27 protein-coding genes are annotated in these 24211 nt (G+C 64.0%); 17 read left to right on the forward strand and 10 right to left on the reverse strand.

The features are described 5' to 3' along the window. The 10 genes from CK221_RS15325 to msrA all read left to right on the forward strand — a co-directional run bounded on the left by CK221_RS15325 (position 1) and on the right by msrA (position 7261). Positions 1-456 carry a hypothetical protein gene (locus CK221_RS15325; RefSeq protein ID WP_095778300.1) on the forward strand — a complete coding sequence of 152 codons (456 nt, stop codon included), beginning with the start codon at positions 1-3 and terminating at the stop codon, positions 454-456. Positions 457-551: 95 nt separating this feature from the next. Further along, the gene (locus CK221_RS15330; protein WP_179295131.1) at positions 552-785 is read left to right on the forward strand and encodes a hypothetical protein; all 234 of its coding nucleotides are present in this window, start codon (positions 552-554) and stop codon (positions 783-785) included. An 87-nt stretch (positions 786-872) separates the two neighbouring features. Then, positions 873-2825: a hypothetical protein gene (locus tag CK221_RS29810; RefSeq protein ID WP_143749050.1), complete on the forward strand. Its 1953-nt coding sequence runs from the start codon at positions 873-875 to the stop codon at positions 2823-2825. Positions 2826-4379: 1554 nt separating this feature from the next. Beyond that, positions 4380-5111: a glycosyl hydrolase 108 family protein gene (locus CK221_RS15350; protein WP_245430651.1), complete on the forward strand. Its 732-nt coding sequence runs from the start codon at positions 4380-4382 to the stop codon at positions 5109-5111. Then, complete coding sequence (locus tag CK221_RS15355) at positions 5108-5311, forward strand: hypothetical protein (protein WP_095778304.1); 204 nt, start codon at positions 5108-5110, stop codon at positions 5309-5311. The genes CK221_RS15350 and CK221_RS15355 overlap by 4 nt, the downstream gene beginning before the upstream one ends. A gap of 104 nt (positions 5312-5415) precedes the next feature. Then, positions 5416-5655: an ABC transporter permease gene (locus CK221_RS15360; RefSeq protein WP_095778305.1), complete on the forward strand. Its 240-nt coding sequence runs from the start codon at positions 5416-5418 to the stop codon at positions 5653-5655. Then, positions 5640-5834, forward strand: a complete 195-nt coding sequence (locus tag CK221_RS15365) for a hypothetical protein (RefSeq protein ID WP_095778306.1) — start codon at positions 5640-5642, stop codon at positions 5832-5834. The genes CK221_RS15360 and CK221_RS15365 overlap by 16 nt, the downstream gene beginning before the upstream one ends. After that, positions 5834-6157, forward strand: a complete 324-nt coding sequence (locus CK221_RS15370; RefSeq protein WP_095778307.1) for a hypothetical protein — start codon at positions 5834-5836, stop codon at positions 6155-6157. The genes CK221_RS15365 and CK221_RS15370 overlap by 1 nt, the downstream gene beginning before the upstream one ends. 146 nt (positions 6158-6303) lie before the next feature. Next, entirely contained in the window at positions 6304-6555 is a 252-nt protein-coding gene (locus CK221_RS15375) for a hypothetical protein (RefSeq protein ID WP_095778308.1), read from the forward strand. Positions 6556-6742: 187 nt separating this feature from the next. After that, positions 6743-7261, forward strand: coding sequence for a peptide-methionine (S)-S-oxide reductase MsrA (gene msrA / locus CK221_RS15380; protein ID WP_095778309.1), 519 nt, complete (start codon positions 6743-6745; stop codon positions 7259-7261). 124 nt (positions 7262-7385) lie between these two features. On the opposite strand, the gene CK221_RS15385 is transcribed toward msrA, so the two are convergent. Beyond that, positions 7386-7580, reverse strand: a complete 195-nt coding sequence (locus tag CK221_RS15385) for a hypothetical protein (RefSeq protein ID WP_095778310.1) — start codon at positions 7578-7580, stop codon at positions 7386-7388. Between the two features lie 155 nt (positions 7581-7735). Between CK221_RS15385 and CK221_RS15390 the strand changes: the two genes are divergently transcribed. Then, positions 7736-8005, forward strand: a complete 270-nt coding sequence (locus CK221_RS15390) for a hypothetical protein (protein ID WP_095778311.1) — start codon at positions 7736-7738, stop codon at positions 8003-8005. A gap of 35 nt (positions 8006-8040) precedes the next feature. Here the strand turns inward: CK221_RS15390 and CK221_RS15395 are convergent, their stop codons facing one another. The 3 genes from CK221_RS15395 to CK221_RS15405 form a co-directional block, all read right to left on the reverse strand. Further along, positions 8041-8586, reverse strand: coding sequence for a hypothetical protein (locus tag CK221_RS15395; protein ID WP_095778312.1), 546 nt, complete (start codon positions 8584-8586; stop codon positions 8041-8043). Between the two features lie 562 nt (positions 8587-9148). Continuing rightward, positions 9149-9601 carry a GFA family protein gene (locus CK221_RS15400; RefSeq protein WP_066997067.1) on the reverse strand — a complete coding sequence of 151 codons (453 nt, stop codon included), beginning with the start codon at positions 9599-9601 and terminating at the stop codon, positions 9149-9151. A gap of 92 nt (positions 9602-9693) precedes the next feature. Further along, positions 9694-9984, reverse strand: a complete 291-nt coding sequence (locus tag CK221_RS15405) for a hypothetical protein (protein WP_095778313.1) — start codon at positions 9982-9984, stop codon at positions 9694-9696. Positions 9985-10585: 601 nt separating this feature from the next. Between CK221_RS15405 and CK221_RS15410 the strand changes: the two genes are divergently transcribed. Both CK221_RS15410 and CK221_RS15415 read left to right on the forward strand, forming a co-directional pair. After that, a complete protein-coding gene (locus CK221_RS15410) occupies positions 10586-11812 on the forward strand; it encodes an anion transporter (protein WP_095778314.1) in 1227 nt (408 codons plus the stop codon). A gap of 189 nt (positions 11813-12001) precedes the next feature. Beyond that, positions 12002-12232 (forward strand): hypothetical protein, encoded by a 231-nt coding sequence (locus tag CK221_RS15415; protein ID WP_066997074.1) that lies wholly within the window; start codon positions 12002-12004, stop codon positions 12230-12232. Positions 12233-12410: 178 nt separating this feature from the next. On the opposite strand, the gene CK221_RS15420 is transcribed toward CK221_RS15415, so the two are convergent. Further along, positions 12411-13469 carry an aminopeptidase gene (locus tag CK221_RS15420; protein WP_066997077.1) on the reverse strand — a complete coding sequence of 353 codons (1059 nt, stop codon included), beginning with the start codon at positions 13467-13469 and terminating at the stop codon, positions 12411-12413. Between the two features lie 500 nt (positions 13470-13969). Here CK221_RS15420 and CK221_RS15425 point away from each other — a divergent pair, with 500 nt between their 5' ends. Further along, positions 13970-15127 carry a sulfite oxidase gene (locus CK221_RS15425; protein WP_095778395.1) on the forward strand — a complete coding sequence of 386 codons (1158 nt, stop codon included), beginning with the start codon at positions 13970-13972 and terminating at the stop codon, positions 15125-15127. Between the two features lie 136 nt (positions 15128-15263). Here CK221_RS15425 and cyoD read toward each other — a convergent pair whose 3' ends face one another. The 4 genes from cyoD to cyoA are packed head-to-tail and all read right to left on the reverse strand — an operon-like array spanning position 15264 to position 19307. After that, the gene (gene cyoD / locus CK221_RS15430; protein ID WP_095778315.1) at positions 15264-15674 is read right to left on the reverse strand and encodes a cytochrome o ubiquinol oxidase subunit IV; all 411 of its coding nucleotides are present in this window, start codon (positions 15672-15674) and stop codon (positions 15264-15266) included. Beyond that, the gene (locus CK221_RS15435; RefSeq protein WP_095778316.1) at positions 15671-16390 is read right to left on the reverse strand and encodes a cytochrome (ubi)quinol oxidase subunit III; all 720 of its coding nucleotides are present in this window, start codon (positions 16388-16390) and stop codon (positions 15671-15673) included. Before CK221_RS15435 ends, cyoD begins: the two co-directional genes overlap by 4 nt. Beyond that, entirely contained in the window at positions 16387-18390 is a 2004-nt protein-coding gene (cyoB, locus tag CK221_RS15440; protein ID WP_179295140.1) for a cytochrome o ubiquinol oxidase subunit I, read from the reverse strand. The genes CK221_RS15435 and cyoB overlap by 4 nt, the downstream gene beginning before the upstream one ends. Positions 18391-18392: 2 nt before the next feature. Continuing rightward, positions 18393-19307, reverse strand: coding sequence for a ubiquinol oxidase subunit II (gene cyoA / locus CK221_RS15445; protein ID WP_066997088.1), 915 nt, complete (start codon positions 19305-19307; stop codon positions 18393-18395). 550 nt (positions 19308-19857) lie between these two features. Here cyoA and CK221_RS15450 point away from each other — a divergent pair. From CK221_RS15450 to CK221_RS15460, 3 genes are all read left to right on the forward strand, one after another. Next, the gene (locus CK221_RS15450; protein ID WP_245418802.1) at positions 19858-20457 is read left to right on the forward strand and encodes a LysE family transporter; all 600 of its coding nucleotides are present in this window, start codon (positions 19858-19860) and stop codon (positions 20455-20457) included. Between the two features lie 82 nt (positions 20458-20539). After that, positions 20540-22654 (forward strand): ABC transporter ATP-binding protein/permease, encoded by a 2115-nt coding sequence (locus CK221_RS15455; RefSeq protein ID WP_095778319.1) that lies wholly within the window; start codon positions 20540-20542, stop codon positions 22652-22654. 126 nt (positions 22655-22780) lie between these two features. Further along, positions 22781-23755 (forward strand): nucleoside hydrolase, encoded by a 975-nt coding sequence (locus CK221_RS15460; RefSeq protein WP_095778320.1) that lies wholly within the window; start codon positions 22781-22783, stop codon positions 23753-23755. Positions 23756-23785: 30 nt separating this feature from the next. Here CK221_RS15460 and CK221_RS30285 read toward each other — a convergent pair whose 3' ends face one another. Beyond that, complete coding sequence (locus CK221_RS30285; RefSeq protein WP_179295141.1) at positions 23786-23929, reverse strand: hypothetical protein; 144 nt, start codon at positions 23927-23929, stop codon at positions 23786-23788. Between the last annotated feature and the right edge of the window lie 282 nt (positions 23930-24211).

Here is a 24211-nt window from a genome sequence, read left to right on the forward strand (position 1 = left end):
ATGAAATACTTCTACGTAGAGCCGATTGTTATGGGCGAACTGGATGAGGGTACTGTGATGGACGTAAGTGTGCATCCGCCGATCGTCAACAAGCTTGTGTTTCAAGTCGACGGCTGGCCCGGCGATGTTCTCGTAGCAAGCTTTCCTTGCTTTCTTATCACGGAGGAGGCCAAATTCGCGTTGCAGCAGGCCGGTTTCTCCGGTGCGACATTCGCTGACGTCAAAATCACAATTTCCGACAATTTTCGTGACGTTTATTCCGACATTAAGATTCCGCCTCTTGTCTGGCTAAAGATAGAGGGAGAGGCTGGCCACTCCGACTTCGGTATTGCCTCGGATCTGCGACTCGTCATGTCGGAGCGTATCCTGGACGTTCTGGATGCACTGGGTCTTCCTATGGCTAGCTTCAAACCGTTCGACGATCGAAGTGGGCACACTGACCTAGGCAGAGAATGATGCGCCGCAAAGCCGATTCGTAACCATTTGAGGTGCCTTCGGTCGGTCGCATAGAAATAATGCACTGTCACCGTAGTTCCGGTTCTCCGACCGAAGTGCTGGCGGCCAACGCCCGGCAGGGGCAGGTCGACCTCGATGCGATGTTGTACGACTCGCGGCTGCGCCAGAACAATCTCAACACCCAGGCCGCCATTTCGCGCTTCCAGGAGCGCTGGCACCGCTGGCGGGGCGGCTGGAGCGGGCGCAATTTTGGATTCAGATGGCTCGGATACCGAGCGCGGACAGGCTCAATGAAGCTGTTGGCGAAAATCGCGGTGACAAAGAGCTGATTCCGGTGCGGCTACAAATCTAGCCGCGCGCTAATCCCGATCTTTTCAAGCCTCGCTTTCGCGGGGCTTTTTCATGGAGCAAGCCTTATGGCCCGACCTGCAACTGCCGCCGTTCGCCTGTTGACCGGCGAACGCGAACCCGCGCGCCTGGCGACGATCGCGAACATCACCCTTTACGGCCTGCAGACCATTGATGGCGTGGCGGCCGAAGTCGGCGACCGCGTACTGGTCAAGGACCAGGCCGACCAGACCGAGAACGGCATCTACACGGCGAGCGAGGGCCAGTGGTTCCGCGCCGCCGACGCCCGCACGGCGCGCACGATGCAGAAGGGCACGACCGTGCATGTGCAGGAGGGGACGGTCTCGGCCGATCGGGTCTATGCCTTCGAGACGCTGGATCCGGCGATCGGCGCCGATCCGATCACGCTGAGCTTCTATCTGTCGCAGGACACGCTCGGCGACGCCGTGAACGCAGCGAACGCCGCTGCGGCGAGCGCTGCCGCGGCGCTCACCTCAAAGAATGCCGCCGCCACCAGCGCCACCAATGCGGCTGGCTCGGCCACGGCCGCCTCCGGCTCGGCCACCGCCGCGTCCACTTCCGCCACCAATGCCGCGACCAGCGCCACCAATGCCGGCAATTCGGCGACGGCAGCGGCCGGCTCCGCGTCCGCTGCTTCCGGTTCGGCGACCGGCGCCGGCACCTCGGCAAGTGCCGCCGCCGGCTCGGCAACGGCCGCGTCGGGCTCGGCAAGCGCCGCTGCCAGCTCGGCGACCAATGCGACGACCTCGGCCACCAACGCGGCGGCGAGCGCCGCCGCCGCGGCCAACGCCGTGGCGGCACTTGGCTACACCTTTTCCCCTAGCACCGCCGATGCCGACCCCGGCAACGGCACGCTGCGGCTGAACAATGTCAGCGCCGCCTCGGCCACAGCCGCCTATATCGACAACCTCGATTCCAGCGGCGCCACGGTGAGCGGCATCCTGGATACGTTCGACGACAGCACCAACCCGATCAAGGGCCAGCTCTCGCTGCGCTCAAAGGCGTCAGCGGCAATCGCCTATGTCTACAGCGTCACCGGCTCGGTGGTGGACGGCGGCGGCTATCGCAAACTGACGCTCGCCTATGTCAGTGGCGCCGGCACCTTGCCCACGACCGCCGACGGCATCTGGCTGATCTTCATCCGCGCCGGCGACAAAGGCGCGGATGGCCTTGGCAGTGGTGATTTTTCCGGGCCGGCGAGTTCGGTGACCGACAATATCGTGACGTTCGCCGGCACGACGGGGAAGGCGGGCAAGGACAGTGGGGTGGCGGTGGCGAGCCTCGTCGCCGGACCGGCCTCCGCCACGGCAGACAACGTCGCCACCTTCAACGGCACGACGGGGAAGGTGGTGAAGGACAGCGGCGTGGCGGTGTCGAGCCTTGCGCCGAAGGCAAGCCCGACGTTTACGGGCACGCCTTCGGCGCCGACGGCGGCGGCTGGAACCAATTCCACTCAGATCGCCACGACGGCCTATGTCGATACGACATTTGCGCCGAAAGCGAGCCCAACGCTCACCGGCACGCCGGCGGCACCGACCGCTGCGCCTGGTACCAACACGACGCAGATCGCGACCACGGGGTTTGTGAAGGCAGCGATCGATGTAGTGCTAGGCGGGGTGTCCGCGGCGTTTGATACGCTGGCGGAGATCGCAGCGGCCATGGTGAGAAAGGATGCCGATACAACGCTGAACGCTGGATATTTTGGCACCGACGTTTCCGACGGCACCAAGTCCAGCGGAATCTACACGCCCTCGCCAGCCGGAGGCAATTTCCGGTCGGCCACCAACAACGGCGCGCACACCCTGGCCGCGCCTTCGGCATCAGGTTCCTATTCCCTGGTGATTGACTACACGAATGGTGCAAGCGCGGGTGCCATCGTCACTTCGGGCTTCACGAAGGTAACCGGAGACGCCTTCACTACTACTTCGGGACAAAAGTTCCGCTTGTTCATTTCAAAGGGACAGGGTGGCACTCATCTACATGTACAGGCGCTCCAATGAGCTTCCCTTTTCCGATTACGACCCCCTCGGTAACGGTCCCTGCGGTCGCTCAGGGGACAGTCCTGAATCAGATAATCACAACCGATGGAACAACCTTTGCGTTCACCGGTCTTACGTCGGGGATCACGGTAGACGCATATCCCATTATAGGGATCATGGCGCGCTCGGGCTCGGTCGCCGATTTTGTGTCACTCGATGTTGGCGGTCAAGACTGCTCGCTGCTTTACAAGCAGTTCAACGGGACAACGGTGCTCGCCTTTTATTCTGCGCCGCGCGGAGCAACTGGAAACGTGAACGTTAATTTCAGCGCCGGGATGGCTCGGGCCGCCTGTTGTGTAATCCCGCTCTTCAATCTCAAAAGCAGCACAACGCCAACAGCGGTCAATACAAGTTCCGCTGACCCAATGAATGCGGCGATCGACTGTCAGGCTGGTGGCTGGATTGGAGGGCTTGCATACAATGGATCAACTGCGGACAGCATTTCGTGGACTAATCTCACCGAGAAGTTTGATGTCCAGCCTGAAAGTGTCTCGTGCTTCAGTTGCGCATGCGACATATTCGGCTCAGCGCAAACGGCTAGGGGCGTTACGGCCAACCCCACAAACACAGGGAGCGGGCAACTCCTAATCCTTATGGCTCTCCGATAAGGAAAGACTGCGTAAGAAGAGGCACTTGGTCTTCGCCAGCTCCGATGTGTTCTGCATCGCGGCAAACGCAGCTCGATCAGACCCGAAGCGCTCTCTCGCCCGCTGGCGTTAGCACCATTAGATAACTCGGGCCGAAATCGCCTTCGATATCCGAAAGTTGAACCAAGTCGGCATCCATCAGCCGACGCCACTTACTCCAGTCTTCGTCGCTCCAATTGTTCGTGAACAGAGGAAGCATTTTCAATCGGATAGCTTCCTCAGAGCTGATAACGAGAACTGGGCGTCTACGCTGCCACAGAGCAGCGAAGAGGCCGACAACTAGTGCGGAGAGGCCATAGATCCACATAGGTAAGTCTTACTGCAAAACAATCTTGGGTGAAACCACTGCCTTCCGAGAGAAAAGAAACTCGTAAACCGGCCCGGTGCGGGCGTCCGTATGGCGCTTCATTCGAGCGCGGCTCGTGGGCACCTCAGAGCTGCCACCGCAGCGAGTCGAATCAAGCGGCTGCCTACTAGTGTGTCACACCAATCTCTCCACCGCACACCCCTCAGCCAACCGAACCCCACCCGTCCCCTCGCACTCCGCGCAGCGCACACTCACCCCCGGACACCTGTGCTGATGCGTTCCCGCCGGGCAGCAGTGGCCGTTGGAACTGCGCCATCTCGGGCATTCGAAGATCGTGCCGGTGCCGCCGCAGCCCTGGCACTCGCCCATTTCGGGTAACATCAAACCCATCTTGCCCAACCCCTCGGCGTGAACGCCTCAACCCCACGAACCGGCGGAGCCCAACCGCCGTCTCCTGACATTGCCACACGGCAATTAAGGTTTTTCTAAAGAACTGAATCGGCGCGAACGCAAGTCGCCGGCCGAGCTTTTCCCACCAACCAGCAAGCCAAGGAGCCTCTCATGGACCGCAACTTCGCGCGGGCGCTTGCGCTCGTGCTCAAATCCGAAGGCGGCTGGTCGGACAGAAAAGCTGATCCCGGCGGCGCCACCATGAAGGGCGTCACACTCGCGAACTTCCGCCGCCACGTGAAGGCCGACGCCAGCAAGGCCGATCTGAGGAAGATCACGCACGGCCAGGTGGCCACCGTCTATCGGCGGTTCTACTGGGACGCCGTATCCGGCGCCGAGCTCCCCGACGGCCTCGACTATGCCGTCTTCGACTTCGCCGTGAACAGCGGGCCGGGCAGGGCGGCGAAATACCTCCAGGCAGTGCTCGGCGTCGCCCAGGACGGCCGCATCGGGCCGGCGACGCTCGCCGCGGCCCGGGCGAAACCCGCCGGCGTCGTCATCGACATGCTTTGCGATGCGCGGCTTGCCTTCCTCCAGCGGCTGCCGATCTGGCCGACCTTCGGCAAGGGCTGGCGCGCGCGCGTCGCCTCGGTGCGCTCCGCTGCGCTGCTCATCTCGGCGCAGCCGGAGGCGCCGCGTCAATCCTCGTCGCGAGTTTCGGTCTCTGACGCCGCGCAGCCGGCCATCAACGCCTATGGCGGCGACGGCGCCCCGCCGGCCACACCGCAGGCATCGGCTCGCAAGGCCGCCGCCGTCCTCGCCTCCGTCGCGCTGGCGCTCGGCTCGGCCGCCGCCTGGGCCGCGCATCTGCCCTGCAATCTCTTCGGAGTGTTCTGCCAATGATCGCGGTCATCATCCGCATAGCGCTGCGCTATGGCGCGGGCGTGCTCGTCGCGCGCGGGCTGCTGGGCGCCGGCGACGCCGAGGCGCTCTCGGCCGATCCCGACATCCATATGGCGCTCGAAACCGCCCTCGGCCTGGCGCTCAGCTTCGCCGCCGAGGCCTGGTACGCGCTCGCCCGCAAATTGCACTGGTCGAAATGAGGTAGCAAAATGGTCGAGGTCTTCACCGAACTCGTTCGCCAGGCTTTGCCTTGGGTCATCGGTGCGCTGCTCCTGATCGCGGCGCTCGTCGTGTGGTGGCTGGCATGACGGCGCTCTTGTCCTTCCTCTCGGGCAATCCGGCGATTTTGGGCGTTCTGGCCTCCTTCATTGCCGCACTTGGTTGGGGCTTTCACCAAAGGCTTGCGGGGGCGCGGGCCGAGCGCGACCGGCAGGCGGCCAGCGAGGCGGCAGCCCGCGATATCACTGCCCAGATCGACAACGAAATCGGCGCGCTGCCCGCCGGTGCGGTCAAGAAGGAGCTGAAGTCATGGGCAAGGGACTGATCGCCGCCGCCGTCGTCGCAGCGCTCTGCGGCTGCACCACGGCCAAGGGCGGCTTCTGCGCGGTTGCCTCGCCGTTGCGTCTCTCCGGCAAGGCCGTCGAGACGCTGTCGGACGAGGAGGCGCGTACGCTTCTCGCCCACAACCGCAAGGGCGAAAAACTCTGTGGCTGGAGGCCCTGATGCACGACATCTTCGATCTGCTCGGCGTCAAGGGCCAAGTGGTGGCCGCCGGGCTCGCCGGCGGGGTGCTCAGGGCACTGTCGCGCCATCGCTACAAGTTGCGCGAGATGATCGCCTCGCCGATCTGCGGCGCCTTGGCCGCCGCCTATCTGACGCTCCCCACGGTCGCTTGGGTCGAGGCCAGCGGCCTGCCGATGCCCGACGCCGCCGACGACACCACCACTCTAGCCGCCGCCTTCCTGATCGGCGTCTCGGCCATGTGGATTTCGGACATCGTGTTCGAGGTGGTGGTGCGGCGCTTCAGGCCCGCACCAGAAGAATGAGCGGCGAGGAATGGTAGCCGTTCCGATCGATCCCGACCATTGGCGACATCGGCCGGGAAGAATTCTGCCAATCGCGATGAACCAGTTCGCGTGGTCATGCGACGCATCGGTGCAAATGAACACCCGTGTATCCATGGAGATTTTCGATGACTGCAATCCTTCGCAATGCACTTCTTGCCGCCCTGGCCGTATCCATCCTGGGCGGCTCCGCGATGGCCGGCCAGCAGATCTACGAATGCGCCAACACGCCGACCAACAAGCTGTGGGCCGGCCGCTGCTGCGGCGTCGGCGACGCCAATTGCCTCGGTGGTGAAAGCCATGGCCATGACCGGGGTAATCCCGGCCGGGGCAACAATGGCGCAGGCGACAACGGCAGAGGCGATAAAGGGGCCAAGTGAAGCTGGCGCTCAGCACCGAGGCTCGCCGGTTTGCCCGACCGGCGAGCAATCGGCGCAGACTTGGCACCGCGTTCGGTTGTGTTCCCTGCCTGCCACCGTGTCCTAGGCGCCCTTTTCCTGCCGCTTGAGCCGCTGGAAGAAGCAGGCCACAATCCCCACTTATGGAGAAATCCAAAGGAGGTTTGACATGGCTTCTTCCGAACGCGCGGTCCTTGCCGGCGGCTGCTTCTGGGGCATGCAGGATCTGATCCGCCGCTTGCCCGGCGTGATCTCCACCCGTGTCGGCTACAGCGGCGGCGACGTGCCGAACGCAACCTACCGCAATCACGGCACTCATGCCGAGGCGATCGAGATCGTCTTCGATCCGACCAAGACCAGTTTCCGCACGCTGCTCGAGTTCTTCTTCCAGATCCACGATCCGACGACTAGGAACCGTCAGGGCAACGATGTCGGCATGAGCTACCGCTCGGCGATCTTCTATACCAGCGACGAACAGAAGCGGGTGGCCGAAGACACCATCGCCGATGTCGACGCCTCGGGTCTCTGGCCAGGCAAGGTCGTCACCGAGCTCGCTCCGGCCGGTGCCTTCTGGGAGGCCGAGCCCGAACATCAGGATTATCTGGAGCGCTACCCCAACGGCTATACCTGCCATTTCGTTCGGCCGGGCTGGAAGCTGCCCGTCCGCGAAAAGGCCGCCGCATCATAAAATTAGGGCTGCGCAGCCCTTCATTCAGGATCACGCCCGCCGTGCCGAAAGGCATGGTGGGCTTTTTTGCGTTCTGGGCGCAAGCTCGCACTTTGCCGGCATGCTCCGGCTGGAACAGTAGCCCTTAGCCCTTGGCCCGGCGGTTCTCGTTTTCGTGGCTGCCGATCCAGTGGGCTCGGATGCGGTCGCTGGCTTCAAGGTAAGCCATGTCGATGAGATAGGTCAGAAGCTTTTCGCCATCGGCCTCAGCCTTCTGGCGAAGCTCGCGCAAGATCCCCTGCGCAAACTGCAGGTTTTCCATTTTGCTCGGCTGGTCCATCGGTGCCCCCAATGTCTGCGTTGACTATACTTGTACGAAGGTTGTCGGCTCACTCGCGGCCATGCTGCGCCCGGCTGCAGCCGCGCTCGATCAATGAAGCTGTTGCACATCGCGCGAAAATGTCGATATTTTACGCCCCCAATCGGATGGCGACTATGCATGAAGACGAGGGCAGCACTCCCGACAAGCTGCAAGCCATGCTTGACGTGATTGCCAGGAGCGAGCCCGCGAGCGGGAGCGGACAGGCCGATCTCGGCAGGCTGCAGGCCGATGCCGCCAAGGCCGCCAACGTGCTGATCGAATTCTACGGCGACGCCGCCCTCGAGCGAGCCAAGCTTATCGAGCGCCGCTCGCCCCACTCGCATTTCGCGCGCTTGGTGACGGCCGAGATAAGCAGGCGCGGCAGGCTTCCGCCCAGAAGCTAGCCCGGAACCCGGCCGAGAAACTGCCAAAGATCGCCTCAGGACGATTTGCGCCTCCTCGATTTCTCGCCAAGCCTTTGCAGGGTCTCTTCCTGGATGTTGTCCAGCAGGTAGGAAAGCATGTCGTCCCCGATCGACTGCGCGATTTCCCTGGCCTGCTCGACATGGTCGTGGATCTCGCGCAGCGAGTGATCCTCGCCCGCGGCATCCTGCGTCAGGTCGATGAACCAGCCGGGATAGAGCGCTGCCTCGCCCATGTCATCGACATAGCACTGGCCGACGGCAAGGATCTTGCGCAGCCCCATCTTTTCCGAGCGGACCTTGTAGACCTCGCGAAAACCTGACCTGCGCTCGATCGCCTTGCGGATCGCCAGCCGAACCCGCGGCTGATCGTCCCGCTCGATGCTTTGCATGCACCGCTCCAGCGGCGCGCCGTGCGAGAACTCCTCGAGCGTCAGGTCGAAATAAGCGGACAGATTCGCGTCCCCATAGACGCGGTCGCGCTTGATGTCCCAGGTCCAAAACCCGTCGATAGGTGGATACCGCATATGCAGGTTGCGGCTGCGTTGAGGCGCCAGTGTCATGAAAACCGCCCCGTCCGGTTTCAGGATTCGCCAGTACTATGTCTTAAAATCAAAAAGAAACAAAGGTGAGTTTTTGTACAAGGCAGGAAAATGATTGGGCCTGCCGCTTGCTTGCGTAGCTACGCCGCATAGTTGGCATCATCCAGGAAATACGTTTGGTGAAAAATTTTCTCTGGCCGAAACAATTTTCATTTCCGTGTCGCAAATGAAGCCGGTGCTTCGCGCGAGAAGGAAGCTTTCGAACTTAAACAACATCAAAAGTTGTATTCGCCCGGACGCAACGCCTGGGCTGGACATACTATCCATCTTGTAAGGCCGGCGCGGCAATGCTGGTGTTGCCTGAGCCGCGCCGGCCGAAGCGGCCTCCAAAAGGTTTTCGCCGCGCCGGGGATGCTAGCGGCCGCTGCCGCTCCGGCAAACCGACCGTTGGTTGAAAATGCCCGACTTCCAGAAGAAGACAAGGCCCTCGCGGTCAGCGCCCGGTCGTTCAGGGGCATAGGCGCCGGCTCGCTGGACCGATGCGTCTTTGCTCTGCGACTTAAGCCTTACTGCCATTCAGCATTTAGGCCGATTCGCGATAGGGCTCCCGCACGGCCTCCGGCTCGGCATCATCGGCCGCCGACTCAGCGACGGTCCGGTCATGCTCGAATTGGCTCGCCTCGGGCAGAGGATGCAACCACTGCTCGCGCCGACCGATCCACAATTCGTAGCTGGGCTCAAGCCCTTCGGTCGGCACGACATCCAGGCTGCCGATCATCACCTCGGCCTCGTCCTCGCGAACCGACGGCAAGCGGCTGCCGCAGGTTGGACAGAAGCTTCGTCCGCCATAGGTGCTGGTGATACCCGCGCTTTCGAATGCCTGGCGCGGCCATATGGCAAAGGCCTGATACGCCGATCCGCTGGTCTTGCGGCAGTCCTTGCAATGGCAAAGTCCCACCCTCAGCGGCTCCCCGGTAACCCGGAACTGGACACCGCCGCACAGGCAGCTGCCGCTACGCATGACATCGTTGAGCATGGCCGTTCCTCCTGCAGCCGGGACATTGGTGTCACCATCCGCTACAATTCGCATGCCGCCTCAACTGTTCCACAGCGCGGTCGGTGCGTCGCTCAACCGGGGAAGTCGAAGACCGGTTCCTCGCAGCGGTAGACGCGGCATGGACCGTCACGGGTCGGAACCGCGACCGGCATCGGGACTTCCGGCCAGTCGCACTCATTGCCGAATTGGCGCACGAAACGATCATAAGTGTTGGGCCCGGTGGTCAGCACGGCGGCATGCCGGCGCTGGATCAGCGCCTGCGTCTCGCCACAGGTCATGGCGCGTGTGTCGGGCCGCGCATCGGCGGCGCCCACGGTCCATAACATCGTGCCGGCAACAAGGGCGTTCGTCAGGCTTTTCATCGAGGCGCCAGCTTTCAGTGATCGCTTTTGCGGTACGAATATGGCTCGCCGCCGGAACACCGCAAGGCTTTTGAACAGCAAGACGCCGCCGATGACGATGTCTGCGCAACCGGCCTTGTCGCGGTCGGACGGACGGCGAAGCGACGGTCAGCGCCACGTCGGTAAGAACCCGGTCAGGCATTCTGGCCTCCCGATCCGCCGCATTCCAGGCAGACCACACTGTGTCCCGGACAGCTCAGCCGGTGCGTTCCTTCCGGGCAGCAATGGCTGTTGGAGGCGACCCAGCGGGCGCAAATGAAAACTTTCCTGGCGCCATGGCAGCGCCGGCATTCCGCCGAGGGCATCAGATTCTCGTTTGGCGAGACGCGATGCTCCGCTTCAACGACCGCGTTCATCCATTTAGTCCCCAACGACTGGATTGTCGGTCCTGTTTTTCTCAAGACATTACATTAGCTATCCGAGATATAAAAGCCCCGGACGGATGACGAAAGTTTCATCCCTCGACCCTTTCACTTTGCGCTGCCGTTGCTAAAGCTCGTCCGGCAAAGGGCCCCCCGAGCAGATTCCGCCGGGTGAGGGCAGGCAACGGGATCTTCCTGCAATGACATGGACCGGCGCGGGAGCGCTTTTCATCCTGGTAGCCACCTATGCCGGCGTTGCCGTCGGCCGTATTCCGGGCTTCAGGCTGGATCGCGCCGGCATCGCGCTGCTCGGTGGCGCCGCCATGATCGCCATCGGCGCGATCGGCATGGAGGATGCCTACCGCGCCATCAATTTCGACACGATCACGCTTTTGCTCGGCATGATGATCGTGGTCGCGCATCTGAAAGTGTCGGGCGCGTTCCGGGCGCTCGGCGGCTTCGCCATTGAGCATGCGCACGCGCCCTTCATGCTGCTCGTCATGGTGACGCTTCTGACCGGAGTGCTTTCGGCCTTTCTGGTCAATGACGCGATCTGCCTGGTGATGGCGCCGATCGTCGTCCACGTCACCCGCGTCATGCGGCGCAACCCAGTTCCCTACCTGATCGCCACCTGCACGGCCTCCAACTGCGGCAGCGTCGCCACCATCACCGGCAACCCGCAGAACATGGTGATCGGCGCGCTCTCGGGCATTTCCTATCCGGCCTTCACGGCGGCGCTCGCGCCGGTGGCGCTGTTCGGCCTTGTCGCCGTCATCGTCATTGTCCGCATCGTCTACCGCGGCGAATTCTCCCGCGCCGCCGAGCTCAGCCCCGAGGTCTATCGCGGCCGCATGCTGCCCGGACAGGTCCTGAAGGCGACCATCGTCTGCGTGGTGCTGGCGTTCGCCTTCTTCGCTGGCGCGCCCGTCGCCAAGGCGGCGCTCATTGCCGGCGCTTTCCTGCTCGTCACCCGCGCGATCAAGCCGCACCGCATCTACCGCGAGATCGACGGCCCGCTGCTCTTCATGTTCGCCGGACTGTTCGTGGTCGTGGCGGGCGCCGAGCGCACGCTGCTCACCCCCGACATGATCGCCGCGGCGAAGAATATGGGCCTCGACGATGTGTGGCGGCTCTCCGGCTTCACCGCGGTGCTTTCCAACGTCATGAGCAACGTGCCGGCGGTGCTGGCGTTGAGGCCGTTCATCCCGGGGCTCGAAAACCCCCACCGCGCGTGGCTGGTCGTGGCGATGAGCTCGACGCTCGCCGGCAATTTCACGCTGCTCGGCTCGGTCGCCAACCTCATCGTCGCTGAGCAGGCAAGAGCGGCCGGCAAGGAGCTGTCCTTCGCAGCTTTCTTCAAGGTCGGTTTGCCGCTGACGCTGTTGACGCTGGTCTTCGGCACGGCGTGGCTGGCGCTCACTTCCTAGCCGTTGGACGCCTTTACGTTGGGGCGATCGCGTCGGCGTGGGCGATCACGCCGGAAAACGCCAAGCAGCTGGCGGGGAGAATAGGGCAGGGTTCTCCTGAGAGGTGAGTGCGACAAGGACCCATGGAGCCTTGTTTTTGTTTTCAGGCCCGGTTAAGCCGCCGCGCAATCAACCGAAGGACGACATAAAGTGAGCGAACCGACCGTGGCCGAAGCGACCGAAAGCATCTATGCCTCGATCCGCGCGGACAACGCCGACATCGATGCGCATATCGCGACGCTCAAGGCGGCGATGGCGCGGGAAGGGCTGAAACAGGCGGTGTTCGAGCCGGCCAAGCTGGCGTACAACAACCGCGCGGGCCGCAAGCTGATGCAGGCCTATTTCCGCCAGCGCGGCGTGACCGTGACGTTTTCGAGCTAGGGGCCGCGCGCCGACCGGGCGCCGCTGTTGCGACGAGGCTCCGCAAGAGGCCTTTTTGGGCGTCGCGGCACCGCGCGGCTGCCTAAGGGCAATCGCATATGGCGCGCCCTGTGTGATGGGCTGCCCGAGTTGGCTTCGCTCATGTCGGGTACGCGCGGCCGGCCCCTGCCTGTTCGCGTCAATCGCACGCCGCCACGGTCTTCAGCGTCTGCGCGCGCGAAGGTCTGGGCAAATTCCCGATCCTTCGAACGGCGGCGTAGAACCTTGGATAGTCGCCGGAGCACAAGTCGAACAGGCGAAGAAACGCCGGAACCTGTTCGCCATAGACGGCAGTCGCGGCGAGCTTTGCGTTGTTGATCGGGCTATCGAACCAGGCGTCATAGCCCCGGTATCCGGCCCAGCGCGTATCGCGCATGCGCCGGTAGCGCATCCGCAGCCTGTCGATCGCGGCTGCTTTGGCAGCGGCCATCTGCTGCGGGCTACGCGGACTTCCATAGACTTGCCGCAACTCGTCCCGGGTTTTCGCTATCAGGCCGAGAAAATCGGCGCTGCGCTTGCGATTGGCTTCGTAGCGGCGCAATCCCGCGCGATTGCCGGTGGCGCGGAGCCATTTCCTGACGCCGGTGGTTTCGACCGAAACCGCGAAAGCCTCGTTGAACGCGGAGTCGCCGTTCACATAGATTTTCTGATGCGCCAGCTCATGGAAGACCAGGCTTGCGAGATAGGTGTCGTCCTGACGCAGCATGGTGCTGAGCAGCGGATCGCTGAACCATCCGAGCGTGGAATATGCGGTGACGCCCGAGACGTAAACGTCCAGCCCCTGTCGCTGCAGTTCGGCAGCGCTTTCAGCCGCCGATTTCCGGGAAAAGTAACCCCGGTACGGAACGCAGCCGAAGACCGGAAAGCACCATGTTACGGGCGTGAGCGAGAATTGCGGCGCGGCAAAAACCGCCAAGGTCACAGCGTCCCGGCCGATGTCGACATAGCTGCTGTAACTGCTGTTTTCGGGCAGCGCCAGTTCATCCGTGGCAAAGCGGCGTATGGCGCTCGCCGACGTCAGCTTGACGCGCAATGCCTCCGGCGTTGCGGGGTCGCGGATCAGCTTGCCGACATTCTTGCGCGCCGCCATGATCTCAACATGGCCCTCCAGCGACTGCGCGTAGTAGGAAATGCTGGTGCACCCGGCCACGCCGGCCGCCAGGATCGCCGCGGCAAGCAATCGAAAAACGCGCCTCACAGCCTGCCCACCGCCTGTTTGTCTCCCCGTGGAGCACGTGTCCCCATTTGACCCCGAGTCTCAAACAGGCCCGCCGATCTTCGTCAAGACCTGGTGGGACGTCACGGGTCGGACTTTGGCAGGATCGGCAACGCCTCAGAGCTGACATCGGTGCTGACCAGGTCCATGCCGTTCACAAGATGCAACGCATCAATCGTCGGCGGCATTCAAGCTTGGAGCACGATGCAGGTATCGAGTCCTGATGCGAAGATGCCAGCCCTTGCCCTCGCCACGACGACAGATAGGGCGTATAGTTGAAGACCGCCGGCTCGGACCTGACACGCCGGCGCATTGAGAGCGGGAGACGTCGCTTCAACTAGGGCGCACTTCCAACTCGGGGGGTGTTCCACGCGCTCTCATCATTGCCCGCCGCGTCCGGCTTCTGCTTTGCGCGATCGCGGTCGCTATTCGCATTTACTCACTGAAGGAGAACTGAGCTTTTCACTGGAGGAGAAGTGATCATGCATTACCTTCCCAGACGTGAATTCATGGTTCGAGGAGGGGCAACCCTCGTGGCGCTGGCGTCCTTTCAATCGCGGATTGCCTATGCTTTTCCAACCCGGGCCGGCGAGGAAGTCATCAAATGGCTCGATCAGCTGCCGCCAAACCCGGTTCCGCAAGTCATCAAAAATCAGTTGGTGTGGGAGGATCTCGATTCCTGGGTGACGCCCAACGACAAGTTCTTCTCAATCGCGCATTTCGACCGGCCGGTCATCGACGAAAGCACGTGGAAGCTCGAAATTGGTGGGTCCGTCAAAAAGCCGACTGCCCTGACGCTCGCCGACATCAAGGCTCGAACGCGCCAGGAAGTCACGTTCACGGTCGAATGTTCGGGCAATACTGGCCTGCCGTTCTTCAATGGCGGGATTGGCAATGCTCGCTGGGCGGGCACGCCGCTCGCCCCGATCCTTATGGAGGTCGGCATCCTCGACAGTGGCATCGAGATTGTCTTCTGGGGCGCCGATAAAGGTGAAATCAAGCGAGCCGACGACGTCAAGTTTACGCAGAACTTTGCGCGCAGCATGTCGCTCGCCGACGCCTTGGACCCCAAAAATATCCTCTGCTACGAGATGAACGGCACTGCCTTGCCTGCCGATAACGGGTTCCCGCTGCGGCTGATTGCGCCGGGCTGGTACGGGATCGCGAACGTGAAATGGCTCAAGCGTATCGAAGTCAGGGAACAACGCTTCGTGAACCAGTTCATGGGACGCGATTATGTCACGCTGCGCGAGGAGGAGCACAACGGAGAGACGGTATGGATGGAAACCTCTGTCGGGAGGGCGCGCCTGAAGTCTGCGCCGGCCCGGGTCACTCATATCGGCAATGATTACCGGATCGTCGGGGCGGCCTGGGGCGCGCCGATCGAGCGGGTCGAGGTGAAGATCGATGACGGCCCCTGGATGCCGGCGACCATCGATGAAACCGAAAAGGCGGACTTCGCTTGGAAGATATGGTCCGTCGACTGGCCCAAGCCCTCCGCCGGGGAGCACACAGTCACCTCGCGCGCCGTTAGTACCGGAGGGCAGGTCCAACCCGCAATGGACGATCCCATCATTGCCAAGAAGCATACCTACTGGGAAAGCAACGGTCAGGTGACGCGACGCATCGGCATTCACTGACCGGCGGGAAGTCTATAAAACCCTCTCACATCGATGTGACCCCATGCTTTTGGCATGGGGTCATGACGTCGATCGGGCCGGCTGTGACGGTGGCGACCCACGCGGGAGAACGCCTCTGCCGGCGGGTTGAGCCGCCTTATGGCATCATCCTGGCCTGATGGGCGCTCATCGGAGCCATGTTCAGGTTGAGATGGGCCATGATCCAGACCGAGCCGATCACGACCAGCGCGACGATCAGCACGCCGAAGGCGAGCGCGAGCACGTTGTTGGTGTTGTCGGGCCCGGTGGTCAGGTGCAGGAAGAAGACCAGATGCACGCCCATCTGCGCGATCGCCAGCACCACCAGGGCCGAGATCACCGCCGGCTGGTAGATCAGGCCGGTCTGCGCGGCGAGGAAAGAGGCGATGGTCAGCAGGATCGCCAGGCCGAAGCCGAGCAGGTAGCCGGACAGCCCTCCCGCCAGCTCATGCTCGGTGATGCGCTCCTCGCCCGGCGCCGAATCGCGGCGGTCGAGTTCCTCGTCGGTCCGGCTGTCGATGTCGCTCATGGCGACGCTCCCAAGAGATAGACCAGGGTGAAGATGGCGACCCAGATAATGTCGAGCGCGTGCCAGAACAGGCCGAAGCAGTGGAGCCGGCGCAGTATTTCCGGCCGGAAGCCCTTCACCCAGAGCTGAGCCATCATGGTACCGAGCCAGAGCAGGCCGAGCCCGACATGGGTGCCGTGGCAGCCGACAAGGGCGAAGAAGGCTGACAGGAAGGCGCTGCGCGAAGGGCCTGCCTGCTCGCTCGCCATCACCGCGAATTCCTGCACCTCGAGGAACAGGAAGGCAGCGCCGAGCAGGCCGGTGACCAGAAGCCAGAACTGGGTGGCGGCCATCGACCGGCGCTGGGTCGCGAGCGTCGCCAGCCCGCCGGTGAAGCTCGATGTGAGCAGCAGCCCCGTTTGCGCCGCAACGCGCGGCAGCTCGAACAGCTCCTTACCGGATGGCCCGCCGGCGGTCGCCGTCGACAGGACCGCATAAGCGGCGAAGAAAGCCGAGAACATGATGATGTCGGACAGGAGGAAGATCCAGAAGCCGTAGGCCACGGTGACGAACTTCGAGGCCGGGCCGCCCTGGCCGTGGCCGGTCGCCGAGAGCAGGCCATGGCCGTGTCCCGCATGGCCGTGACCCCCATGACCGTGTCCCCAATGGCCATGCCCGCCGGACCGTCCAACCCGGTAGGGATCGCGCGCCGCGCTGCCGGCCGCCATGTCGCTCATGCCACGCGCTCCCGTGTGCGCAGCCAGGCAAGCTGTGCGGCCCTGCCGTCGCGGTCGATGCGCTCGACTTCCTCCGCGGAGACCTCGTAGTCGCCGTGCTCTCGCCAGGCGAAGACGACGAAAGTGATGTAGGCGCCGATGAAGCCGACGATCGCCAGCCACCAGATGTGCCAGATCAGGGCGAAGCCGATCAGCGTGCTGAAGAAGGCGGTGACGAAGCCGGTCGGGCTGTTGCGCGGCATTTCGATCGGCTCATAGCTTTCGTCCTCGCCGGGCCTTTGCTCCTCCATCGCCCGCTGCTTGATGGTCCAGTAGGGTTCCTCGTTCTCGACATGCGGCAGCCGCGCGTAGTTGAAGAAGGGCGGCGGGGAGGATGTCGACCATTCCAGCGAGCGGCCGTCCCAAGGGTCGCCCGTCTCGTCGCGCAGTTCGTCGCGATGCCTGATCGAGACGACGAGCTGCGCGACCTGGCAGGCGGCGCCGACGATCATCACCGCTATGCCGAAGGCCGCCACGACCAGCCACGGCGTCCACAGGTCCATGTCGATATGCTGGAGACGGCGGGTCATGCCGAGCAGGCCGACGATATAGAGCGGCACGAAGACCAGCACGTAGCCGGCAAGCGTGAACCAGAACGCGGCCTTGCCCCAGCCCTCATGCAGCCGGAAGCCGAAGGCTTTCGGGAACCAGTAGGTGAAGCCGGCGAAGGCGGCGAACAGCACGCCCGAGATGATCACATTGTGGAAATGCGCCACCAGGAAGAGCGAATTGTGCAGCATGAAGTCGGCCGGCGGAACGGCGAGCAGCACGCCGGTCATGCCGCCGATGATGAAGGTGGTGACGAAGCCCAGCGCCCACAGCATCGGCGTGTCGAAGCGCACGCGCCCGCCATACATGGTGAAGAGCCAGTTGTAGATCTTGACCCCGGTGCCGACCGCGATGACCGAGGTGGCGATGCCGAAGGCGGCATTGACGTCGGCCCCGGCGCCCATGGTGAAGAAGTGGTGCAGCCAGACCATGAAGGAGACGATGCAGATGAACAGCGTCGCGGCGACCATCGACCGGTAGCCGAACAGCGGCTTCGATGAAAAGGTCGAGAAGATCTCGGAATAGATGCCGAAGGCGGGCAGCACCAGGATGTAGACCTCCGGATGGCCCCACGCCCAGATGAGGTTCATGAACATCATCTGGTTGCCGCCGGCTTCGTTGGTGAAGAAATGGAAGCCGAGGTAGCGGTCGAGCGTCAGCATGGCGAGCGTGGCGGTGAGGATCGGGAAGGCCGCGACGATCAGCAGGTTGGAGGCGAGCGATGTCCAGCAGAACATCGGCATGCGCAGATAGCCCATGCCAGGCGCGCGCATCTTGAGGATGGTGGTCGCCAGGTTGACGCCGGTGAGCAGAGTGCCGACGCCGGATATCTGGATCGACCAGAGATAATAGTCGACGCCGACGCCCGGCGAGTAGGTCGTCTCCGACAGCGGCGCATAGGGCAGCCAGCCGGTGCGCGCGAACTCGCCGACGACGAGCGAGATGTTGACCAGGAGCGCGCCGGTCGCCGTCAGCCAGAAGCTCACCGAATTCAGCGTCGGGAAGGCGACGTCGCGGATGCCGAGCTGCAGCGGCACGACGAAGTTCATCAGCCCGATGACGAAGGGCATCGCGGCGAAGAAGATCATGATCGTGCCGTGGGCCGAAAAGACCTGGTCGTAATGCTCGGGCGGCAGGTAGCCCGGCCCGTGGATGGCGAGCACCTGCTGCGTGCGCATCATCACGGCATCGACAAAGCCGCGCAGCAGCATCAGCGCCGCCAGAACGATATACATGACGCCGATGCGCTTGTGGTCGACCGAGGTTATCCATTCGTCCCAGAGATAGGGCCAGTATCCTTTCACCGTGACCCAGATCAGCACCGCGGCGGCCGCCAGGAAGACGACAAGCGCGGCGCCCAGCGGGATGGGCTGATCGAAGGGAATGGCAGACCAGTCGAGCTTGCCGAGCATCGTCATCCTCCCGCTTTCGGCTGCGGCTGTTGGGCAGGCGCCGGCGTCCCGGCCTTGGGCTGGGCCTTGGGGCTTACCTGCGGCTCGCCGGCGGCGGTTTCGGCGGGACCCGGACCGGGCGGCAGCGTCTGGCGCACGATCGCGTCGAACAGGCCGTCCTGCACGACGCCGAACGAGGCCGGCGGCACGTTGATGCTCTGCCGGGCAAGCTCGCCATAGGCGCGGGCGTTGAGCACGCCGCCGGCGCCATGCAGCGAAGAGGCCCAGCGCGCAAATTCGTCCGGCGGGACGGCGCGCACGCGGAAATTCATGTCGGAAAAGCCATCGCCGCTGAAATGCGCCGACAGGCCGAGATAGTCGCCCTCGCGGTCGGCCTGCAGGTTGAGCTCGGTCTGCATGCCGTTCATGACATAGATCATGCTGCCGAGCTGCGGCACGAAGAAGGTGTTCATCACGCTGGCCGAGGTCAGCTTGAAACGTACGGGAACGCCGGCCGGGATGACCAGCTGGTTGACCGTTCCGACGCCCTGGTCGGGGTAGAGGAACAGCCATTTCCAGTCGAGCGCCACCACCTGGATGTCGAGCGGCGGCTGGCTGGAGGCGATCGGCCGGCGCGGGTCGAGATGGTAGGATCCGTAATAGATCAGACCGCCGAGGAAGAGGATGGTGAGCGTCGGGATCGACCAGACGATCAGCTCGATACGCCCCGAATAGGTGAATTCCGGCTCGTAGCGCGCGTTGCGGTTGGAGGCACGGAACATCCAGGCAAACAAAAGCAGCGCCACCAGCGTCGGAATGACGATGACCAGCATGACCGCCAGCGAGTTGAGCAGGATCGTGCGGTTGCCCGCCCCGATCGGGCCCTGCGGGTCGAGCACCCCGCCCGCGCAGCCGGAGAGCGTTGCGATCAGGCCCATCCAGAGCGGCGAGCGGCCTCGCCTTGGTCTAGGGAAGGAAAGCACTGGAACGGATCATGCTTGGCGCGAACGGATCGGCGGGACGTCTTGACTGTGGGCGGCGCGTCGTCGACGCCGCTGGGCCGCGGCGCGGCCGGAAACAGACTTCGCGGCCAGTCCGGCTGGGCCGTGATCCTTCAAAAGCTCGCGCCTGCGAGGGTCGCGTTCTGCGGCAGCTTTCATCTGAAGTCTCCCCGTGTGCAGAGGCACTTCCGCCATATACCGTACGACTGCTGAACACGGCTGCCAACCCAAGCAGTTGCCGCTTGTTCCGCAAAAAGGCGGTGTTTTGCCCGATGGCTGGACGGGCCGCGGAAGACATAGGGCGCGGCTCCTGCCTGACCAGACGCCGTCTGGGCATGCTCGCGCTCGCCGATCGCCCGCCAGGATGGTGACAAGGCGCGCGGCGCGTGCATTGTACTGCGCAGGCAATTGCAGCCGACCTGCGGAGGAAGCCTTGTCCGAGATTGCAACCATCCTTTCCATCCTTGGCGTTTTCCTGCTGGGGGCGATGAGCCCGGGGCCGAGCTTCGTCGTCGTCTCGCGCATCGCGGTGGCCGGCGAGCGCACGGATGGCCTGGCGGCGGCGATCGGCATGGGCATCGGCGGCTTCATCTTCGCCATCATCGCGGTCGCGGGCCTGACCGCGCTGCTCGTCCAGGTCGCCTGGCTGGACATTTTCCTGCGCGTCGCCGGCGGCGCCTATCTGCTGTGGATCGGCATAAAGATCTGGCGCGGCGCCAATCAGCCGATCGAGATCGCGAACGATGCCTCGGCGCGCGCCGGCTCGTTCTGGCGGGCGCTGTGTCGCGCGCTTCTGGTCCAGCTTGCCAATCCGAAGACGGCGATCTTCTACGCCTCGATGTTCGCGGCCATGCTTCCGGCCTCGCCGCCGCTCTGGATGCTCTTGGTCCTGCCGCCGCTGCTTTTCCTCAACGAATTCGTCTGGTACGCGGTCGTCGCCTTCGCCTTTTCCTCAAGCCGGCCGCGCGCGGCCTATCTCGGCACCAAGCACTGGATCGACCGCGCCGCCGGCGCCGTGGTCGGCGCGCTGGGGATCAAGCTGATGTGGGAAGGCATGGCCGCCGCGCGGCGGGGTTTTGCCGGGTGAGGTGAGGTCGAGGCCCGAGCGGGCAGGCAACATCTCTCGCCGAGATCGTGAAACCTTCTGATTTTTGAGCCGTTGTCGGCTGATGTCTGAAGCAAAGCTCAAGCCAAGATCGGCCGACGGCGCGCAGCCGCGCGGTGCCGGGAAGTCGCGCCTCGCAAAGACGGGCGCAGCGAAAGCACCCCCGGGCAAGACGCGGCCGGAAAAGTCGCCGCCGGAAAGCTTGCACCCGGAAAGACCCCGCGAAGAGAAGCCGCACCCGAGGCAATCGCTCGAGCAAGAGGAGCCGGCCGAAGCCACGCCGGAGGCCGTCGGCGAGCCGGCGCCGCCGCCGCCGGAATCCGTCGAGCCCGGTCCGAAGCTGACGCCCGAGGAGGCCGAGCAGGCGCGCAGGAAGTACCTCTTTAGGCGGTTCTGGATCAGCGGGCGCGGCTACTGGGGCCGGAATGGCGACAAGCTCGCATGGCCGTTTACGATTGGGCTGCTGGTGCTGATCTGCGTCAATGTCGGCTTCCAGTATGGCATCAATGTCTGGAACCGCGCCTTCTTCGACGCCATCGAGCAGCGCAATGTCCACACCGTCTATATGCTGAGCGCCGTCTTCGTGCCGCTGGTTGCCGGAAGCGCCAGCCTCGTCGTCGTTCAGGTCTACCTGCGTATGACGATCCAGCGCCGCTGGCGCTCCTGGCTCACCACATCTGTCATCGCGCGCTGGCTGGCCAGCGGCCGCTACTATCAGCTCAACCTCGTCGCCGGCGACCACTCGAACCCCGAAGCCCGTCTCACCGAAGATCTGCGAATCGCCACCGAGTCCCCCGTCGATTTCATCTCCGGCGTCCTCAACGCCTTTCTGGCGGCCTCGACCTTTATCGTCGTGCTGTGGACCATCGGCGGCGCGCTCACCTTGCCGCTCGGCCGCGAGAGCATCACCATCCCCGGCTTCCTCGTCGTCACCGCGGTCATCTATGCCGCCATCACCTCGACCTCGATGGTGGTCATCGGCCGCCATTTCGTGCAGCTTTCGGAGCGGAAGAACCAGGCGGAAGCCGAATTCCGCTATACGCTGACGCGCGTGCGCGAAAACGGCGAAAGCATCGCGCTGCTCGGCGGCGAGGCGGAGGAGCGCAGCGGCATCGACAGGAATTTCGGCCATGTGCTGAGGCAATGGGCGCTGCTGACCGGACAGCACATGCGCACCGCGATTGTCTCGCAAGGGTCGATGCTGTTCGCGCCGGTGGTGCCGGTGCTGCTCTGCGCGCCGAAATTCCTCGAAGGCTCGATGTCGCTCGGCCAGGTCATGCAGGCGGCCTCCGCCTTTGCCATCGTGCAAGGCGCGTTCGGCTGGCTGGTCGACAATTATCCGCGCCTGGCCGATTGGAACGCCTCGGCGCGCCGCGTCGCTTCGCTGATGATGTCGCTCGACGGGCTGGAGCGCGCCGAAGAGAGCGAGTCCTTTGGGCGCATCCGGCGCGGCGAGACGCAAAACGGCGCCATGCTCAGCCTGGACGATCTCTCCGTCACCCTCAACGACGGCACCGGCGTGGTCAAGGAGACGAAGGTCGAGATCAACCCGGGCGAGCGGGTGCTGGTCGCCGGCGAATCCGGCACCGGCAAGTCGACGCTGGTGCGGGCCGTCGCGGGCCTGTGGCCCTGGGGCGGCGGCAGCGTCAATTTCCATGCCGGCAAGCGGCTGTTCATGTTGCCGCAACGCCCCTACATCCCGACCGGCACGCTGCGGCGCGCGGTCGCCTATCCGGCCGCCGCCGACAACTGGACGGTGGACGAGATCGACGCCGCCCTCGACAAGGTCGGCCTCGGCTACCTGCGGGACAGGATCGAGGAAGAGGCGCCGTGGGACCAGACGCTCTCCGGCGGCGAAAAGCAGCGCCTCGCCTTCGCGCGCCTGCTGCTGCACGAGCCAGACATCGTCGTGCTGGACGAGGCGACCTCGGCGCTCGACGAGAAGAGCCAGGACAAGATGATGCAGACGGTGATCCAGGCATTGCCGAAGGTCACCGTCATCAGCGTCGCCCACCGCGCCGAGCTGGAAGCCTTCCACAGCCGCAAGATCACGCTGGAGCGGCGCGAAGGCGGCGCGAAGCTGGTCAGCGATGTGGAGCTGGCGCCGCGCAAGGGCAAGCGCAACGTGTTCGCGCGGGCGCTGTGGGGGAGCGGGGCGAGAGGAGGGCAGGCGCGCTGAGGGCGGCATCAAGGGCAGGGCGGCAAGAGCGTCCGTTGTGGTGATCGCGCTTCGGCCGGATGGCAACCTTGACGTCACCAGAGGCCCCGGTCTGTAATCGCCGCAGGCCAGGGAGAGGCGACCCTCATGGAAAAGATCATCCTCGACTGCGATCCGGGGCACGACGATGCCATCGCCATCCTGCTTGCGGCCGGCAACCCGAACATCGACCTTCTCGGCATCACCACGGTTTCGGGCAACCACAATGTCGAGAACACCACGCGCAATGCGCTCTCCGTATGCACGGCCTACGGCATAAAGGTGCCGGTGGCGAAAGGCTCGCCCGGCCCGCTGATCATCGACCAGGTGCTGGCCGTCGAGATCCACGGCGAGACCGGGCTCGATGGCCCGGAGCTGCCGCCCGCCTCGTTCGAGCTCGACAAGCGCCATGCCGTCGACTTCATCATCGAAACGGTCATGGCGCATGAGCCGAAAACCGTCACGCTGGTGCCGGTCGGGCCCTACACCAACATCGCTCTGGCCGTGCGCAAGGAGCCGCGCATCGTCGAGCGGGTGAAGCGGGTCGTCGCGATCGGCGGAAGTTTCACGCGCGGCAACATCACGCCGGCGGCCGAGTTCAACGTCTATGCCGACCCGGAGGCCGCAGACGTGGTGTTCCGCGCCGCTTGGGACGTCACCATGGTGGGGCTTGACCTCACGCACCAGGCCTTGGCCACCCCAGACCTGCAGGACAGGGTGCGCGCCGTCGGCGGCCCGATCGCCAAATTCATCCTCGACATCTGGGAATTCATCGCGACCACGCATGGCGGCCTGCTGCAGATAGCCTATCCCGCCGTCCATGACGCCTGCTGCGTGGCGGCGATGATCGATGCAGGCGTCTTCACCACCGAGAAGGCCGATATCCGCGTCGAGCTTGCCGGACGCTGGACCAAGGGCATGACGGTCTGCAATTTCGAGAAGCTGGGCGGCATGCGCCATTTCGGCGGCACGGCGAGCGAGCAGGTCGATTTCCGCAACACCGTGGCGATGAAGCTCGACCATGCGAAATTCTGCGACCTGATCGTCGATGCGCTCGAGCGCCTCACCAGTCAAAAGGCGTGAGGCGCTCCAAGGGCAGGGCCTAGCCGGCCCTCACAGCAAGAACGATTGCCTGTCGCGCAATGTGGCGGTGATGGCGGCGATGCCGGTCTCGATCTCGCGCTTGTTGGCCAGGATCGCATCGCCGGCCGCACCCTCGACCATCGATCGCAACAGGTCGGCCTGGCCGACCAGCACCGCGTCCTTGTCGGCCAGCGCGACGAGCGTTGCGGCTTCGAGCCGGTAGCGCGGGCGCCTTGCCGCCCTGGGCGACTCTCAAGCCTCCAGGCCGGCGCAGCTGCGACGGATCAGGACCGTCCGCGACGTTCGTCCCCCATCCCTTGCCTCATTCGAAAAGCATCCCCGACGGCTGTCCGGCAACCATGGATGCCATGCGCTGTCCTTGATAAGGGAAGACTGAATTGTCCACCATACACAATGTCGAGTGCGGCTTGCCGCTTTCCTCGCCGGCCAGGAAGT

The organism is Mesorhizobium sp. WSM3868 (assembly GCF_002294785.1).
In the GTDB taxonomy this organism is placed as follows: Bacteria; Pseudomonadota; Alphaproteobacteria; order Rhizobiales; family Rhizobiaceae; genus Mesorhizobium.